This is a genomic window from Fangia hongkongensis FSC776 = DSM 21703 (genome assembly GCF_000379445.1).
Classification (GTDB): Bacteria; Pseudomonadota; Gammaproteobacteria; order Francisellales; family Francisellaceae; genus Fangia; species Fangia hongkongensis.
The window spans coordinates 82,547-98,990 of sequence record NZ_KB902241.1; the positions used below are offsets into that span (position 1 = coordinate 82,547).

The 16,444-nt window shown below is 38.5% G+C and carries 15 protein-coding genes and 2 rRNA genes; 7 read left to right on the forward strand and 10 right to left on the reverse strand.

The genetic code is table 11. The features are described 5' to 3' along the window. Positions 1 to 7: 7 nt before the first annotated feature. The gene (locus A37Q_RS0103115) at positions 8 to 448 is read right to left on the reverse strand and encodes a hypothetical protein (protein WP_018298814.1); all 441 of its coding nucleotides are present in this window, start codon (positions 446 to 448) and stop codon (positions 8 to 10) included. 90 nt (positions 449 to 538) lie between these two features. Continuing rightward, the gene (locus tag A37Q_RS0103120; protein ID WP_018298815.1) at positions 539 to 877 is read right to left on the reverse strand and encodes a P-II family nitrogen regulator; all 339 of its coding nucleotides are present in this window, start codon (positions 875 to 877) and stop codon (positions 539 to 541) included. Positions 878 to 953: 76 nt separating this feature from the next. Between A37Q_RS0103120 and A37Q_RS0103125 the strand changes: the two genes are divergently transcribed. From A37Q_RS0103125 to A37Q_RS0103150, 6 genes are all read left to right on the forward strand, one after another. Further along, positions 954 to 1,214: an accessory factor UbiK family protein gene (locus A37Q_RS0103125; protein ID WP_018298816.1), complete on the forward strand. Its 261-nt coding sequence runs from the start codon at positions 954 to 956 to the stop codon at positions 1,212 to 1,214. Positions 1,215 to 1,216: 2 nt separating this feature from the next. Beyond that, entirely contained in the window at positions 1,217 to 2,719 is a 1,503-nt protein-coding gene (locus A37Q_RS0103130; protein WP_018298817.1) for a YifB family Mg chelatase-like AAA ATPase, read from the forward strand. Between the two features lie 13 nt (positions 2,720 to 2,732). Continuing rightward, complete coding sequence (locus A37Q_RS0103135; RefSeq protein WP_018298818.1) at positions 2,733 to 3,653, forward strand: lysophospholipid acyltransferase family protein; 921 nt, start codon at positions 2,733 to 2,735, stop codon at positions 3,651 to 3,653. Continuing rightward, the gene (gene hemE, locus A37Q_RS0103140) at positions 3,650 to 4,708 is read left to right on the forward strand and encodes a uroporphyrinogen decarboxylase (protein WP_018298819.1); all 1,059 of its coding nucleotides are present in this window, start codon (positions 3,650 to 3,652) and stop codon (positions 4,706 to 4,708) included. The genes A37Q_RS0103135 and hemE overlap by 4 nt, the downstream gene beginning before the upstream one ends. A gap of 52 nt (positions 4,709 to 4,760) precedes the next feature. After that, positions 4,761 to 6,515 carry an NAD-dependent malic enzyme gene (locus A37Q_RS0103145; protein WP_018298820.1) on the forward strand — a complete coding sequence of 585 codons (1,755 nt, stop codon included), beginning with the start codon at positions 4,761 to 4,763 and terminating at the stop codon, positions 6,513 to 6,515. A 293-nt stretch (positions 6,516 to 6,808) separates the two neighbouring features. Beyond that, complete coding sequence (locus tag A37Q_RS0103150; RefSeq protein WP_018298821.1) at positions 6,809 to 8,161, forward strand: metallophosphoesterase; 1,353 nt, start codon at positions 6,809 to 6,811, stop codon at positions 8,159 to 8,161. A 1-nt stretch (position 8,162) separates the two neighbouring features. Here the strand turns inward: A37Q_RS0103150 and rlmH are convergent, their stop codons facing one another. The 5 genes from rlmH to glnE all read right to left on the reverse strand — a co-directional run bounded on the left by rlmH (position 8,163) and on the right by glnE (position 14,019). Continuing rightward, a complete protein-coding gene (rlmH, locus tag A37Q_RS0103155; RefSeq protein WP_018298822.1) occupies positions 8,163 to 8,633 on the reverse strand; it encodes a 23S rRNA (pseudouridine(1915)-N(3))-methyltransferase RlmH in 471 nt (156 codons plus the stop codon). Beyond that, on the reverse strand, positions 8,630 to 9,403 hold the full coding sequence (gene yaaA / locus A37Q_RS0103160) for a peroxide stress protein YaaA (protein ID WP_018298823.1): 774 nt from the start codon (positions 9,401 to 9,403) through the stop codon (positions 8,630 to 8,632). Before yaaA ends, rlmH begins: the two co-directional genes overlap by 4 nt. Positions 9,404 to 9,486: 83 nt before the next feature. Continuing rightward, positions 9,487 to 10,530 carry a YeiH family protein gene (locus A37Q_RS0103165; RefSeq protein WP_018298824.1) on the reverse strand — a complete coding sequence of 348 codons (1,044 nt, stop codon included), beginning with the start codon at positions 10,528 to 10,530 and terminating at the stop codon, positions 9,487 to 9,489. Positions 10,531 to 10,651: 121 nt separating this feature from the next. Continuing rightward, positions 10,652 to 11,302: a polysaccharide deacetylase family protein gene (locus A37Q_RS14505; RefSeq protein ID WP_018298825.1), complete on the reverse strand. Its 651-nt coding sequence runs from the start codon at positions 11,300 to 11,302 to the stop codon at positions 10,652 to 10,654. Beyond that, entirely contained in the window at positions 11,299 to 14,019 is a 2,721-nt protein-coding gene (gene glnE / locus A37Q_RS0103175) for a bifunctional [glutamate--ammonia ligase]-adenylyl-L-tyrosine phosphorylase/[glutamate--ammonia-ligase] adenylyltransferase (protein WP_018298826.1), read from the reverse strand. The genes A37Q_RS14505 and glnE overlap by 4 nt, the downstream gene beginning before the upstream one ends. 116 nt (positions 14,020 to 14,135) lie before the next feature. On the opposite strand from glnE, the gene A37Q_RS0103180 reads away from it, so the two are divergent. Next, positions 14,136 to 14,822 carry a 5'-methylthioadenosine/adenosylhomocysteine nucleosidase gene (locus A37Q_RS0103180; RefSeq protein ID WP_026196491.1) on the forward strand — a complete coding sequence of 229 codons (687 nt, stop codon included), beginning with the start codon at positions 14,136 to 14,138 and terminating at the stop codon, positions 14,820 to 14,822. Positions 14,823 to 14,832: 10 nt separating this feature from the next. On the opposite strand, the gene A37Q_RS0103185 is transcribed toward A37Q_RS0103180, so the two are convergent. The 3 genes from A37Q_RS0103185 to A37Q_RS0103195 all read right to left on the reverse strand — a co-directional run. Further along, positions 14,833 to 15,810: a lipase family protein gene (locus A37Q_RS0103185; RefSeq protein WP_018298828.1), complete on the reverse strand. Its 978-nt coding sequence runs from the start codon at positions 15,808 to 15,810 to the stop codon at positions 14,833 to 14,835. A 347-nt stretch (positions 15,811 to 16,157) separates the two neighbouring features. Next, positions 16,158 to 16,272: ribosomal RNA gene (rrf, locus tag A37Q_RS0103190) — 5S ribosomal RNA — on the reverse strand. A 39-nt stretch (positions 16,273 to 16,311) separates the two neighbouring features. Beyond that, positions 16,312 to 16,444: ribosomal RNA gene (locus A37Q_RS0103195) — 23S ribosomal RNA — on the reverse strand; the annotation flags it as partial.

The window sequence follows — 16,444 nt, forward strand, 5'->3', positions numbered from 1 at the left end:
ACTCCAGCTAGTGTAGCGTTCTTGTTTGCGCTGCCATAACATCATAGCTAAAGCCTTGAGTACGACTTAACTCCTCATCAACAAACTCACGCCAATTTAATAGATCATCAACATCCATTTGAATGGCAATAAATTGCTCATAATCTTCAATAAAATGATCCAACGCTTGCTCAAGTGAGCAACTTTTTTCCTTAGCATGTATATATAACTGGTACATTAGCTCCATCTTTTTATGAAACTCATCTAAAGAAAGTGCCGTAAAGATACGGTGCTCTTGCCCTTCATAAAAGACATGCACTGCATACAAAATCACCTTATTTTTGTCATTGACATAACATTGGGCTTGCGCATTATAATTGAAATATGAGAGGGAAAATTCGAAATATTGACAGCAACTGTCAAACACCAAACGATCAGACTCATTGAATACTTGTTTGCTCTCTAACATAGCACAGCTCCCACTTCAAGATTGACCTACTTTCTAGTATAGCAGTAAATCTCAAGCTGCAAGAGCTTTTATGGTTTATTTACAAGATGTTTAGACAGAGTTTTCATCCTTCTCACCTGTACGAATACGAATCACTTCATCTAAAGTAATTACCGTAATTTTACCGGCGCCTATTTTTTCACTTCTATTGGCTTCTAAAATCGTCTCTACAACCAATGATTTTTGCGCATCAGTACAGATAACTTCAAGCTTCACCTTTGGCAAAAAATCAACTGCATACTCAGCACCACGATAAAGCTCAGTGTGCCCAAGCTGCTTACCAATCCCTTTGATCTCATAAACCGTCATCCCATGAATGCCGACGTTAATCAATGCTTCACGCGTTTCATCCAATAAAAAGGGTTTTATATATGCACTAACTAGTTTCATTCGCCAATTCATTTTGCTAATAGATGGACTCCTATGCTACATTATCAATGAGTGTTTAGTAAAGAACAAAGGCATCATGATGAAGATGAATCATAAAATTATCGATGATATGGCAAACAAAATTTCAAGCTCAGTGCCACAAGGGTTCAAGTCCCTCGCTGGCGAATTTGAAAACAACTGTAAAAGTGTTTTAAAGGCCAGTTTTGAAAAGTTAGACTTGGTGACCAGAGAGGAATTTGATATCCAAAAGGAAGTTTTGTTAAAAACGCGTAAAAAACTTGAAGACTTAGAGAAAAAATTAGACGCCCTTTTGCAGGAAAGTGGCGACGATAAATAACCATGGCACTGGCAACGGTTTACTCTCGCGCACTTTTGGGCATGAACTCTCCTTTGGTCACCATAGAAGTGCACCTATCCAATGGACTGCCAAGCTTATCGATTGTTGGCTTACCTGAAGCTGCGGTTAAAGAGAGCAAAGATCGAGTGAGAAGTGCCATCATTAACTCAGGTTTTGATTTTCCAAGTAAACGCATCACCATTAATCTTGCTCCAGCTGATTTACCCAAAGAAGGTGGGCGCTTTGACTTACCCATCGCAATTGGTATTTTAATTGCATCTAAGCAATTAGCTGCGCTTGAGATTGAAAAATACGAGCTTGCCGCGGAGCTTTCACTGTCAGGAGAGCTTCGTGCAGTGAATGGCATTTTGCCTTTTGCACTTCAATGTTATCAAGAAAAACGTGCTCTTATCCTTGCAGAGGATAATGCCAACGAGGTCAGCCTCATTAAAAACCTGCCTGTTTATCCTGCAAATACTTTGCAAGAAGTTGTTATGCACCTCTCCAAGGCACAAATACTAAGACAAGCTTTGTATCAAAGAAATAACGCCCAACAAATCGCCTATGGTGATTTCAATGAAGTGAAAGGTCAATTCCAAGCAAAACGTGCACTTGAAATTGCAGCAGCCGGTGGACATAACCTATTATTTATTGGCCCACCTGGTGCAGGAAAGACGATGCTTGCCTCTCGCTTTAACAGCATCCTTCCCGAGCTTACGCTTGATGAGGCAATTGAAGTTGCTGCGATCTATTCGATTAAAGGCAATGTGCCAGAGCACTTTTTTGAGCGCCCTTTTCGTACGCCGCATCACACCTCATCAGCTGTTTCATTAGTTGGTGGTGGCTCGAATCCTAAACCTGGCGAGATTTCGCTAAGTCATAATGGTGTTTTATTTTTAGATGAGCTTCCTGAGTTTGACCGCACAGTTTTAGAAGTATTAAGAGAACCGCTAGAGTCCAGCAAAGTTGTCATTTCACGTGCTTATGCACAAGTTGAATATCCAGCAAAATTTCAACTTATTGCTGCGATGAACCCTTGTCCATGTGGTTATCTTGGCTCAAAAAACAAATCTTGCACCGACACAGAAACACAAATAAATCGCTACCAGCATAAACTCTCAGGTCCCCTTTTGGATCGCATTGATATGCAAGTTGAGGTGTTAGAAATCGACAGTAATGCCCTAACAAGCTCATTACCTGAAGCAGAATCAAGCCAAGAGATAAAAAAGCGTGTTATTAAAGCCAGAGATAAACAACTTACCCGTCAAGGAATATTAAATGCTTGTCTTGTTGGCAAGGCATTTGATCAATTTTGCATTTTAGGTGATAATGAGCGCCAATTATTACAAAGCGCAATTGAAAAAATGAAACTATCAGCACGCGCCTATCATCGCATTGTGAAAATGGCCAGAACTATTGCTGATCTGAAAGACAAAGAATCTATCGGCGCTGATGATATACAAGAGGCTTTAAGCTATCGACGATTCGATCGCTTTAGCACATAAAAAAGAGATAGTTATGAATGTTTTTAAAAAGCTCGGCGTTGTCATTTTAATATCGCTGCTTTGGCTTTGGAGTCGACTAAGCTTAAATAGCGCACAGAAAATAGGCTATTTTATTGGCAGTATCTTTTTGCGTTTTAACTCAAATACAAAGCGTGTTACCCAAAAAAACATCGCGCTTTGCTTTCCAGAGCTATCCGCTTATCACCAAAAGAGACTTGTTGAAGATTCACTCAGGCAGATGTGCATCACTGGCGCTGAAATGCCTGCTATCTTGTTTCAATCACCCAAGAGGCTTTTACGTAATTTAACCGTTGAAGACGAGGATATATTACAGCAGCTTTATAGTGAAAATAGAGGACTTCTGGTGCTCGGTGCACACCTTGGCTGCTGGGAAATTGGCTCAATGTATTTTCCCAAGCACTTCCCCTCCAGCATGCTCTATACGCCACCTAAAATTGCGTTTATTAATAAATTGATTCATCGTGCACGCTCGCGCTTATGCAAAAACATGTCCCCTGCCAATCACAAAGGGGTAAAAATGCTGTTTGCAGCACTGAAAAGAAAAGAGCTTGTGGCTATGCTGTCAGATCAGGTGCCGACGGGAATTGGCGGAACCTACCTTGATTTTTTCAATGTGCCAGCAAAAACTATGAACTTTCCAGGCAAGCTCTACGAGCGCTTCAAACCTGCGGTAATTGTTGGCTACCCAATCAGAAATAAAGGGAAAAAGGGCATTACCATGTATATTGAAAACTTGGAGCCCGACATTATTGAAGCCATGCAAAACCCTGATATTGAGGACCCATGTGCTTATGCTTTCACCAAAAGCTTTGAGAAAATGATCGAGCGCTTCCCTGATCAATATCAATGGAGTTATAAACGCTTTAAATATAATCCTGACGGCATTGATTTTTACAAAAAGGATGAACAATGAGAACAACCTACTTAGATGTTTTACAAAATAAACCATATACACACACACCGCTATGGATTATGCGCCAAGCTGGTCGCTACTTGCCAGAGTATCGACAAGTAAGATCAAAGTTTACAGATTTCATGGAGATGTGTAGAAATGCGGATGCTTGTGCAGAGGTTGCCTTGCAACCCATTACACGCTATGACCTAGATGCCTCCATTGTCTTTTCAGATATTCTGACTATCCCTGAGGCCATGGGCATGGATTTACAGTTTATCTCCGGTCAAGGTCCTGTTTTTTCATCACCACTTCAAGATAAGCAATCGATTTGCAACTTGCTGGCACCAGAGGAGGCCATGGGGAAACTTGAATATGTCGCTAACGCTGTCCGTACAACCAAAGCTGCCCTGCAAGATAAGATCCCTTTAATTGGATTTTGTGGCAGCCCTTGGACACTTGCAGCTTATATGATTGAAGGTCATGGCTCAAAGCAATTTACCAAGCTTCGAAAAATGATGTATAGCGCCCCTAGCACACTTCATTTACTCCTAGAGAAACTTGCTGAAATTTCCAAGTTATATCTAGCGTCACAAATTCAAGCTGGCGCAAATGCGCTGATGATCTTTGACACTTGGGGTGGATTGTTATCCGCGCAAAACTATCCTTTGTTTTCTCTACAGTATATGGATAATATCTGCCAATATATCAAAGAGAAATATCCACATATCCCAGTGACATTTTTCACTAAAGGTGGCGGCATCTGGCTTAAGTCTATTGCCGAGAAAAGCTGTGATGGAGCAGGTGTTGACTGGAGCATCTCAATGCATGATGCTGCGCTTAAAATCGATGGCAAAGTCGCACTACAGGGAAACCTTGATCCTGCCGCACTTTATGGTTCAAACCAAAGCATTCAAGAGGCAGTCAAACAGATTTTCCAACAAAAAGTACCAACTGCACGTTATATTTTCAACCTTGGGCATGGTATCTATCCAGATATCGACCCTGATAAGGTAAAAGTGATGGTAGAAGCTGTAAGAGAATATGGCAATATTAGCCAAAAAAGTGCGGTATAAATCCGTAAATATCTAGAAAAATTCAATAATTAATCTAATGAGTACTAATCTAATGAAACAAGTAAAACGATTCGAATTTAAGCGCAATGAAGAAACTGGTGAAATGTGGGTGGAAACCGATCTTCATGGTAAGAGTTTATTAACACTTGCCTCTCTCAATAAAGGCACCGCATTCTCTGAAAGAGAGCGTGAGGAGTTTGGTCTTTTAGGAAAATTGCCTTATCAAATCGAATCATTAGAAGAGCAAAAAGCACGCGCTTATAAACAGTATAAATCTTTTCGCAGTAACATTGGCCGCCATAGTTTTTTAAAGAATCTGCATAATATTAATGAAACACTTTTTTATCGTTTGGTTCGTGATAACTTAAATGAAATGCTACCGATTATTTACACCCCCACGGTTGGTGAGGCTGTGATGCATTATAGTGAGAAGTTTCTCTCACCACGCGGGCTTTATATTGCTTATCCAGATCGCTATAAAATGCGTGAGATATTAAGAAACCGCACAAACTCTGATATCGACATTTTAGTGGTAAGTGATGCTGAAGGTGTCCTTGGCATTGGCGATCAAGGTGTTGGCGGCATTGAAATTCCCGTTGCCAAATTAATGGTCTATACGCTGTGTGCTGGCATCAATCCCGGGCGTTACTTACCTGTGTTTTTGGATGCTGGCACCAATAACCCACACCTTTTGGAGGACCCTTTATATCTTGGTTGGCGCCATAAGCGTATTCAAGGTGAGGCGTATGATGAAATGGTGAAGCTCTTTATTGAAGCTGTACAAGCTGAAATGCCTGAGGCCTTTTTACACTGGGAAGATTTTGGGCGTGATAATGCTAGAAAAAATCTCGTTAAATACCAAAATGAAATCTGTAGTTTTAATGATGATATGCAAGGCACGGCAGCGGTAGCTTTGGCTGCACTTATCTCAGCCTGCAAAAAAGCTAAACTTAAGATGATAGATCAAAAAATTGTGATCTTTGGGGCAGGTACAGCAGGACTTGGAATCGCTGATGAAATTGTCAACATGCTGGTTGATAATGCTGGTTTAACACGTGATGAAGCTTATAAACATTTTTGGTGTATTGATAAAAATGGCCTATTAGTCGATGATCAAGAAATGATGGATTTCCAACGCCCTTATGCAAGATCTAGAAAGGAAGTCTCAGCATGGCAAAGTGATGATAATGGTCATATTGCCCTAACAGAGGTCGTCAAGCAAACTAAGGCAACCACTTTAATCGGCTGCTCTGGTGTTGCCAATGCATTTAATGATGAGATTATTTTAACCATGGCAAAAAATAATGCGCGCCCGATTATCTTTACACTCTCTAACCCAACAAACCGCTGTGAACGAGCACCTAGTGATATTATCCGCTTAACTGATGGTAAAGCATTGATTGCAACAGGTAGTCCGTTTGAAGATGTGGGCTATAAAGGAAAAGTCTATCGTATTGCGCAATCAAACAATGCCCTTGTCTTTCCGGGCATTGGACTTGGTGTTGTTGCCATTCAAGCAAAATGTTTCACTGACAAAATGCTATGGGCTGCTTGTAAAGCGCTTGCCAACTACTCCATTCAAGATGAAGCACTATTGCCACAACTCAGTGAAGCATATAGCGTTTCACGCCAAGTTGCTTTTGCTGTTGCAAGGCAGGCAATTGAAGAGGGAGTTGCTGAGGATGTCGATGATATCTGGCGTAAGATTGATCATGTTGTATGGAAACCAAAATACTACCCTTATTATTACAATGGCGTAAATGAAGCAGATAATACAGGCAGAATGCCTGAGCGAAATGTTGGATAATTTGCTGACTTTTAGTGTTGACTATTTAGCCTAAAGATCGTTACCATGGAAGGATAGTCATAATTAGTTATTACTAATTTTTGACTTCAATCTAATAACAATGTGGAATATAACAGTTGCAAAGCATTTGCACGTTTTATAACAAGGAAGGGCTATATCGTTTTATCATCTTACTCTGCTAATGATAGTTGCTTCTATTATATAAAGACTGTGATGGTGAAAACATATAGAACACACGTTAGGAACGCTGATATATACTTTGTAGCTGCTATGTAATTAATAAGGATATAATTATGGCAAAAGCACTGAGTGAAGTTTTATTATCCCGAGACTATCAACAAAAATTTGCACATTATAGTCAGGAGTTTCAAAGAAAATACGCGCGGAATATCATTAATAACCGTGAACCTGAGCTTGTACATGACAGAAGACACTCAAGGCTGCTTTCTATTGACAATGATGAGTCTTCTGATGAAGCTGCTACTGCTGATTTTAGTCTTCAAATAGGGAATGTTGAAAGGTTTGATTTGGTAGGTTGTCATGGTATTAGTGGTTGGAGTGGCTCATTTTCAAACTCAAGTAGCAAGGGGAATCTGTTCACGCAGGAAAATGAACAGTGGCAAGTTGCTTGCATGGTATCTGAGAACAGACAAAACTGGCGAGTACGTCCTGAAAACTTTGCACCACAAGGTGGACAGCTTAAGCCTCATCATACAAGAGAAGCTGTCATGGCAAGGACAATGACATTACTACTTGGAGACAACTTTTACTCTAATGGATTGGGTTATAAGAAATGGTTTTCTAGCTTTAACCCCTCTACATCAAAAACTTTCAATTATAACTTTACCCGTTTGCCTTACGGTCGATCTTTCTCCATATTGGGGAACCATGACTGGGGTCTTTGGTCGCATGGTGGATCTGATGACAGTGAATATAAGCTCAACCTAGCACTTAACCAAGTAAATGCCTGTTATGATGGCTCCAGTCAAACAGCAAACTGGCATATGCCAAATCGTTATTATCATTTCACCACAAAAAAGGCAGATTTTTATTGTATCGACTCAAGCAGTTTTCCTTATGATGAAGCGCAGCAAAGGTGGCTAAAGGCAGTTTATAATCTTCAACAGCAAAAAAAAGAAGGTAAATGGCAAATTCTTGTCTCTCACCACCCTATTATTGGTCTTGGTAAAAGAAATCCATTTCACCCTAAAGCGCAACATGATGCTTATAAGTATTCAAAATATTTCAACCCATCGCAAAGAAAATCAAGCTTCCCTGAGAATGCTCCTTTTCTCTCACACAATGAAATTTTAAGAGAAAAATTGAAAAGGCTAAGCTTTGATGTTGTACTATCTGCCCATGATCACACGCTGGCTGGGTATTATCTAGATCACAATAAGCATCCAACTTTTCAAGTGGTATCTGGAGGTGGAGGCGCCAATATTGAGACAACAACAAGACGGCATATTGAGCCATTGGTTCTTGGTCGCCATATCTATGCCGATAAAAAAAATGTCTGTAGAAAATATGGTTATTTCTTGGAAGATGGTCATGGTTATGTATGCATGTACTTACATACCAACTACATTGATTTCGACTATTATTGGCTTGGCAGTGGTCATAAGAAAATAACGGTTACACGATAGGTTATTTATGATAAGGGTGGTTCTGTAAAATACTCCAAGCACGATAGAGCTGCTCTGCAAGAATGACCCTGACAAGCGGATGTGGGAAGGTCATTTTTGACAGGGAGACTTTTTCTTTTGCTTTTTCTTTAATCGTATTATCAATGCCATCTGGTCCACCAATAACAATCACAACAGAAGGGTGATTTTCCTGCCAGTTAGCAAGTTTTATCGATAAATCTTCTGTGCTAATCAGCTTTGATTTCACATCTAGAATCACCAAATGATCCTGCTTATCTAATTTTGCCAAAATAAGCTTGGCTTCTTCTTCTAACCACTTATTCACTGAGCCAGTTTTTGTTCTTTTGGCAATCGGAAGCTCCATAAAGCTTACATCCATCTGCCCTTTTGGTAGTCGTTTTGTGTATTCACTAGCACCTTCAAGCACCCATTTTGGCATTTTCTCGCCAAGGGCAATAATCTTTATTTTCATGGCTTAACACGACTAAAGCATAGATTTTTGGCATGTGAAAGCTGAGGGTTATATTGATAACCGCCATAATTAAACCCTTTTAAGGCATCTTGATCTTCTATCTTATGATCAAGGATATATCTCACCATCATTCCACGCGCTTTTTTGGCATACAATGCGATTGTTTGATATTTATCTTTATGATATTCCTTAAAATCAATATCAAGCCATTCAGCCTGCAAGTTTTTTTTATCAATTGCTTTTGAATATTCATTTGAAGCAAGATTAACAATCACTTTATGCTTGTGCGCACTGATTGTTTTATTTAAAAATTGCGTTAACTTATCACGCCAGAACGCATATAAGCTTATGCCATCAATGGAAATCTTTGTTCCCATTTCTAAACGATAAGCTTGCAATAAATCAAGCGGACGCAAAAAACCATACAGCCCAGATATCATCAAAAGGTGATTTTCAGCAAAATCAATTTCTTTTTCCGTTAAGCTATTGGCATCAAGCCCACGATAGACATCACCACTAAAGGCAAACATCGCCTGCTTTGCATTTTGAGTCGTAAAGCTTTCAGGATCAAAATCAACATACATTTCAAAAACACCGCTGGCAAGTTTTGGTGAAATTTTCATTAGAGATTCAAATTCAGCCGGCTCGTAATGCTTTAATTGGTGCACCAGTGTTTCAATTTCACCTTTAAAGATTGGCTGTGTCACCTTTGTTGTCGGCGCTTTCGTTTTAAAATCCTGACTCTTGGCAGGAGAGATTAGACTTAACATAAAAACCCACTTCACATTTAGAAATAATGTCAGTATACAAGCATTGTCGGTTTCAGTAAATTATAACGCTTACCGAGTGAGAATCAAAAAACCATCAAAGAAAGATGGGTAATAAGAAGACCCCCAAAGATTAACCAGATAAATAATATTAAGGATAGTAAAGCTGGCTTTAATCCTGCTTGTTTAAACTTTGAAATATGTGTTTCAATGCCTAGTGCTGTCATTGCCATAGTCAACATAAACTGATCGATATGTAAAATGCCAGAGACAAGTGATTGTGGCAATAGGTTGAAAGAATTAAAGCCTGCCACAACAATAAAACCCACTGCAAACCAAGGAATGACTAACTTTACTTTTGCATTGTTACTAGAGGCACTGGCTTTACCAATAACACGCTTTGCTTGATAGGCAATAACCAGCCCCACAATAATTAATAAGGGTGCAATCATCATCACACGGATCATCTTGACCGTGACGCTAACCACTTCAGCATGATGATTCACAGCACTTCCTGCTGCGACAACCTGCGCCACCTCATGAATACTACTGCCAGCATAAATACCATAGCCTGTATCACTTAAATGCAGGATGCCGCTTTTCATCAGAAGAGGATAGATAAACATCGCAAGCGTTCCAAAAATGACAACCGTTCCGACGGCCATCGCTGTTTTGTAAGCTTCTGATTTTAGAACAGACTCAGTGGCAAGTACAGCCGCAGCGCCACATACTGAGCTTCCAGAGGCAATTAAAATACTGCTATCTCTATCTAAACCAAAAACTCTCTGTCCCAATACAATTCCGATGATAAAAGTACTAGCAAGAACCAAGATAGAGGCGACAAGACCTGCCATTCCTACAGAGATAATTAACTGGAAGGAAAGATTAAAGCCAAAGAAAATAATTGCGATTCTTAAAACACGTTTTGCTGAAAAAATCACACCTGAAGACCATCGAATTGGCGTTTTGTGCTTTAATGTATGTGCATAAATTATACCGATGATAATGCCAATAATAAGTGGGCTTATGCCAATGCTTTTAATTGCAGGAATCATTGCAATTAAATACGCAATGAATGATAAAAGCATCACTGTTAAAAGCCCTGCTAAAAATCCAATCTTCTCTGCCATAGTATAAATACCTTTTATATTTTGATATCAATACTATATCTGGCGCACATCGATAAATATATTTTAATTTATCTATAGTTAATATAGATATTTTTTATATTTAAACGTCCATACTACAAGCTTAAAATTGGTTTTTTTGCGATAACACCAAAAGCGCATTAGATACTTCTCCTGAACACATAACAACAGAACTTTCTGGAAAGAATTGAGTAAATTGATGCCCCTGCTCTAATGCCTTTTGAATAAAGTGATCCAAGGTTTCAGGCATGTAGGCTAAGAAGTCATGCAGCACAATCAAAGCATGCTCCAAATTAGCAACTTGTTGTAATGTGCCCTCTATCCAGTTTTGATCTTCCCAGTCATATGCAATACAATTCCAAAGGACACAGCTATATTGATTGGCAGCTAAATATTCGATACTCGCTTCATTAAAAAGTGCTGGAGAGAGAATACCACCAGCGCCATAAGGTCTAAAATATTTGCATGGATGTGAAAAGGAGGAAATAAGCCTCTGACACTTTTCAATTTCATCAATTGCCTGCTTCGCACTTTTTGTTTCACCCAATTGTACTGTATGTGTATAGGTATGATTACAAATCCAATGTCCTTGGTCATAAATATTATTTAGAAGATGCTCATCTTGCAAAGCCTCTATTGATGTCCCAACCATAAAAAAGCTGGTCTTGATGTGATATTTTTTCAATATCGAAAGCACTTTAGGGGTAATTATAGGATCTGGGCCATTATCAAAACTTAAAGTAATCGTGCTCATATTTGGCCCTCACAAAAGGTTTTATTCCATATATTAATCACCTCTTTAGCATAGTTTTTGACCAACTCAACATCAACAATTTCTTTTTGCTCATCAAGGTAGCAATAAAATGCACATTGGCGATAATAACAGTAGTTGTTGATCAAACACTCGGCATCTTGCTGTGAAATGAGTTTTGCAGTCTCGACTGTTTGAATAATTCGTATACTGTCACTAAAGTAGGCTATAGCTGGGATTGACTGGCTATAAGCAAGAGCGTAGAACTGAGCAATAAACTCTATATCAATCATTCCGCCAGCTGATTGCTTTAAATCAAATACTCCAGCTTCAACTTGCAAGTGATGTGAGCGCATTTTTTGACGCATTGAGAGAACATCTTTTTCCAACTGCTCAATGTCACGCACTTGTCTTAGCACTTCAAGACGAATCTGATCAAACTCTATTTTTAACTTCTTTCCACCTGCAATAAAACGCGCCCTTGTTAATGCTTGGTGCTCCCATGTCCATGCACTTTTTCTTTGATATGCCTTATATCCATCAATAGAGTGCACTAAGAGCCCCTGTTCTCCATCTGGTCTTAATCTTAAATCTATTTCATATAGCGTTCCATGATAGGTTTGAATCTGCATATAGTGGGTGAACTTTTGAATCACTCGGATATAAACACTACGCTTGAGTAAAGCTGAGACATCATCGATTAAAAATACCAAATCTAGATCAGAGGATACACTTAGCTCCAAGCCACCTAGCTTACCATAGGCAATTACTGCAAAAGAGTTAATATACGCTGCTTTTGTTTCTTCATTGAACTTTTGATATTTAAATACCTCTCGCCATGCCCCTTTTAATACACTTTCAGTAATCACCGTTGCCAAATAACTAAATGAATCAGAAGATTGCATCAATGAGATACGACCTTGCAACTCAGCAACAGAGATATTAAAAACTTGCTCAATTTTAAACTGCCTTAATCGCTCAAGATACTGCTCTGTATCATTTAAATCAATTTTCTCAAGTAAAGATATAAGCTTATTTTTCAAGCTTTCAAGGCTAAATTCATCACAGTTAAAGCACTGGGTATTGAGTATATTCTCCAATAGAAATGGGTGCTTCAAAAGTGTGTTTTTAAGTCGCTTTCCATAGGAAAATATCTCTAAAATGGCATCTAAATTTGACTGCTTCTCACATAGTAGATATAAATAAGTTTTTCTCCTATAAAGCACACGAAATAACTGTAAAACACTCTCAACCCCAGACACTAGATTACGCTCTTTTGCTTTTTCAATCAGCAAATAGAAAATATTAAGCACATCTTCTGTTAATGGATGCTCATCAAGAAATAGCTGAATATCTGCTGTATATTGATCTGTGACAGCAAAGCTGGCCACTAAAGATGATACGCTATTTGGTACTACTTCGTCTGCCTCTACTAAAGCACTCTCTGCACTGAAGTGTGTGAGTTTATCAAATAGCTTTTGGATATTTTCTCGTGCACAAGCAAGCCTTTTTACTAATGATGTCCAATCTTCAAACCTTGCTAAATTTGCCACTTTAGCTCTGTGTATTTCCTCTTTTGGCAAACTATGAACCTGCCTGTCATCAAACATTTGTAGTGCATTTTCAATATCACGCAGTAGGATATATTCTCGATATAAAATCTCAGCTTCTTCTTCCTCTATATGCTCTGCACTGCTCAGTGTGAAAAGCGCTTCTTTTAATGAACATGTTTGCAAATGCTTATTCTGACCACCATAAACCAATTGAAAACATTGACAAATAAACTCAATTTCGCGAATGCCTCCACGACCGAGTTTGATATTCTCTTTTAGATTCTCTAAAGCCATCTCATCGATAATCATCTGTTTCATATTGCGAATGGATGAGATCATCTTAAAGTCAAGATAATGGCGATACACAAAGCTCTCAATCATACTTTTCACATGTGCTTTTTGGTGATTTTCACCTGTGATAATATCCGCTTTCACATAAGCATAGCGCTCCCATTCTCTTGCATGCTTAATAAGGTAATCAGAAAAGTTAGCAACATTTACAACAAGCGGGGCCCCTTCTCCAAAAGGGCGAAGTCGCATATCAACTCGATACACAAAACCATCTGCGGTTACACTATCTAGCATGGCAATCAGCTTTTGCCCCACTTTAGTATAAAACTGTAAAGACGAGAGTGTTTTGCCATTTTTACGCTCAAAGTGTTGATCCTTCCCATATAAGAAGACTAGGTCAATATCCGATGAAAAATTAAGCTCATTTCCCCCTAATTTCCCCATTGCTAGAATCATCAAATCTGAAGGCGTCTCTAACAGCTGATAGTGTGCTATAAACAGCTCCTTAGTATAGATGTACGCTTTTTTGAGTAACTCTTTTGCCAAGGTTGAGAGCACCCATGCGACTTGCTCAAAATGTGCATAGCCATGTTGCTGCTGGAATATCAGCTTTGCGCAAATACCTTTTCGAATTTGCCTTAATTTTTTCTCTATTGCTTCAGCTGTCATATCCAAAGTACAATCAGATAATAGAGCATGTAAACTCTCAAGCGTTTCAAGTCTCTCCCAATCGATTGTCTTTAGCTTATCAACACTCTCTTGGAGATATTGTGCAAAAAAGTAGCTTGATTGATAGGATTGATATAGTTTTTGTGAAAGCTCACTCTTGTCATCTAATACAAAGAGTGAACAAAAATCATCAAATTGCACTGCCATAGAATAAAACACACACGATTTATTAAAAAGCCATTAAAAGCATTTTACACAAAGATAGCAACTTAGACATAATTTAGGTATATTACTTGCCAATTAAATGTAAAAAACTATCACAAATGAAAATTGCAATTTTAGGCGCAATGGAAGAGGAAATTACACCTCTACTTGCTAAATTAAAAGACTATGGTCAAATTCAATATGCAAATAATACATACTATCAAGCTGAATACCATGGTCATACATTAATTATTGCTTATAGCAAAATAGGCAAGGTGTTTTCAGCACTAACCGCTAGCGCAATGATACAGCATTTTGGTGCTGAAGTCGTCTTATTTAGCGGTGTTGCAGGCGGAGTTGGCGAGGATATCAAAATAGGTGATTTAGTTATTGCCACAGATACCGTTCAACATGATATTGATATTACAGCATTTGGCAAAGCATATGGGGAAATCCCAGGTTCAACGGTTTCTATTTCAACTGATCATCAGCTTAGAGACAAAGCAAAAGCAGTTGCAAGCATTCTGTCTTTAGATCTCAAAGAAGGGGTTATTGCCACTGGAGATCAATTTATTCACAATAAAGCAAAAAAAGACACTATTCAATCTCGCTTTAAGGCCTCAGCAATAGAAATGGAAGGCGGCAGTGTGAACCTTGTCTGTCAGCAAATGAATACGCCTTGTTTGATCCTTAGAGCTATAAGCGATACAGCTGATGGCAATGCAACTGAGGATTTCCCTGCTTTTGTTGAAATGGCAGCAAAACGCTCGGCTGAATTTATTTTGTCTATTATTAAATCTTTATAGAATCGAGTTTCTATTGAATACAATCTATATAATTATCTAGTAAATGCAAAGAAGCTAAAGTCTGTAGCCCATTGTTTTTAATTGCACCTATTTTATTATTAAGGCAACTGATCGTTATTTTTTGCCCAAAATGCTGAGCTCCTACTAGTGTTGTTGATATGGTAACAGGATCTTGATAAATTCCACTGGTGTTTTGATACCACTTATAACTTGCAAATGCAGATTGAAATTTCTCTGCAAAGCTCGAATTACCTGGTGCTGGTTCACCAAAGGTCTCTAAGGCTATATGTTTAGCTGGAACAGATAATTGACTAGAAAGGTATGCAGCCAATAGAACGGCTTCTGCACCGCCTAAGCTATGCCCTGTAATTGTAAAATATGCACCTCTGTTTGCATCATAGCTTAACCTTTGAGAAAAGCTCTGTGAGCTATTCGTTGCACTACTATTTAAAATCGTATTAAATACATTCATAAAGCCATGCAACACTTGTGTATTTGTATTATAAAAAGGCACAAAGCCAGCATTAAAGTCACTTATCCAGTTATCAATGGTCTTGCTTCCCCTAATTGCGATAATAACACGCTCCCCAAGTGAGGCATAAAGCACCTGTGTACTCAACATCCAACTAGGTAGTTGAAATTGAGCGCCCATGGTTGTATCAGCGATAGGCGTATGCGTTATATTTTGCTTATCTCTTTGAGTATTTGCATTCATAACTTGAGTTGCAGCTTGTACAGCAACACTGTTTGATACATCCTCAACACTTTCATTAGAAACTTGTGTATTCAAGCTTAGTGCCGAAACATGACTAAAAATTGTTACTGGGTATGACTGACCATTAACATCAAAGTTACTTGGACAATTAACTCCTATACTGCAATAAGCCTGCTCAGAAAAATAAACATTTTGCTTATTGCTCACCTCAAAAGAAAATGACGTTTGAAATAAAATAACACATAAACATAACACACTTGATAAATATTTCATGGCAACCTCGCTGCATATCATAACAATGAAAATTTGTATTAAATATGATCATACGCTGCTATATTTAAAAAACTACTAGAGATATGCTATCCAAGAAATGGAGTAATGCTCACAAACTGATTTTGTACCATAACAAATGTAATGGGCAATGAAGTACCCAAATATGATTTGGTGCTATTAACGTATAATTAATATTTTGTTGTGTAGTGTAGTGTTTATGATGTGCTTATTGTGTTGTTCTTTTGTGATTGAAATAGCGTTTGTGCGTATAGAGAATCTTTATTGATTGTGATGTATTTCTGTGATCTGGTATTGAATAAATAATGAAAGCCTGTTGGCTTGGAATAACTTGGCGGTGACCTACTTTCACATGGCGAATGCCACACTATCATCGGCGTAACTGAGTTTCACTTCTAAGTTCGAAATGGAATTAGGTGGTGCCTCAGCACTATTACCGCCAAAACTTTTAAGCATAAAGCTTTAACAATCTATCATAGAGTAATAACCAAGTCTCTCGGGCAATTAGTACTGGTTAGCTTCATACATTACTGCACTTACACATCCAGCCTATCAACGTCGTAGTCTTCAACAACCCTTTAGGGGAATTTAATTCCCGGGAGATCTCATCTTGAGG

Bases quoted from the DNA above. Each gene is read 5' to 3' on its own strand.
- A37Q_RS0103115 (WP_018298814.1), bottom strand. From the start codon at position 448: ATGTTAGAGAGCAAACAAGTATTCAATGAGTCTGATCGTTTGGTGTTT.
- A37Q_RS0103120 (WP_018298815.1), bottom strand. From the start codon at position 877: ATGAAACTAGTTAGTGCATATATAAAACCCTTTTTATTGGATGAAACG.
- A37Q_RS0103125 (WP_018298816.1), top strand. From the start codon at position 954: ATGATGAAGATGAATCATAAAATTATCGATGATATGGCAAACAAAATT.
- A37Q_RS0103130 (WP_018298817.1), top strand. From the start codon at position 1,217: ATGGCACTGGCAACGGTTTACTCTCGCGCACTTTTGGGCATGAACTCT.
- A37Q_RS0103135 (WP_018298818.1), top strand. From the start codon at position 2,733: ATGAATGTTTTTAAAAAGCTCGGCGTTGTCATTTTAATATCGCTGCTT.
- hemE (WP_018298819.1), top strand. From the start codon at position 3,650: ATGAGAACAACCTACTTAGATGTTTTACAAAATAAACCATATACACAC.
- A37Q_RS0103145 (WP_018298820.1), top strand. From the start codon at position 4,761: ATGAAACAAGTAAAACGATTCGAATTTAAGCGCAATGAAGAAACTGGT.
- A37Q_RS0103150 (WP_018298821.1), top strand. From the start codon at position 6,809: ATGGCAAAAGCACTGAGTGAAGTTTTATTATCCCGAGACTATCAACAA.
- rlmH (WP_018298822.1), bottom strand. From the start codon at position 8,633: ATGAAAATAAAGATTATTGCCCTTGGCGAGAAAATGCCAAAATGGGTG.
- yaaA (WP_018298823.1), bottom strand. From the start codon at position 9,403: ATGTTAAGTCTAATCTCTCCTGCCAAGAGTCAGGATTTTAAAACGAAA.
- A37Q_RS0103165 (WP_018298824.1), bottom strand. From the start codon at position 10,530: ATGGCAGAGAAGATTGGATTTTTAGCAGGGCTTTTAACAGTGATGCTT.
- A37Q_RS14505 (WP_018298825.1), bottom strand. From the start codon at position 11,302: ATGAGCACGATTACTTTAAGTTTTGATAATGGCCCAGATCCTATAATT.
- glnE (WP_018298826.1), bottom strand. From the start codon at position 14,019: ATGGCAGTGCAATTTGATGATTTTTGTTCACTCTTTGTATTAGATGAC.
- A37Q_RS0103180 (WP_026196491.1), top strand. From the start codon at position 14,136: ATGAAAATTGCAATTTTAGGCGCAATGGAAGAGGAAATTACACCTCTA.
- A37Q_RS0103185 (WP_018298828.1), bottom strand. From the start codon at position 15,810: ATGAAATATTTATCAAGTGTGTTATGTTTATGTGTTATTTTATTTCAA.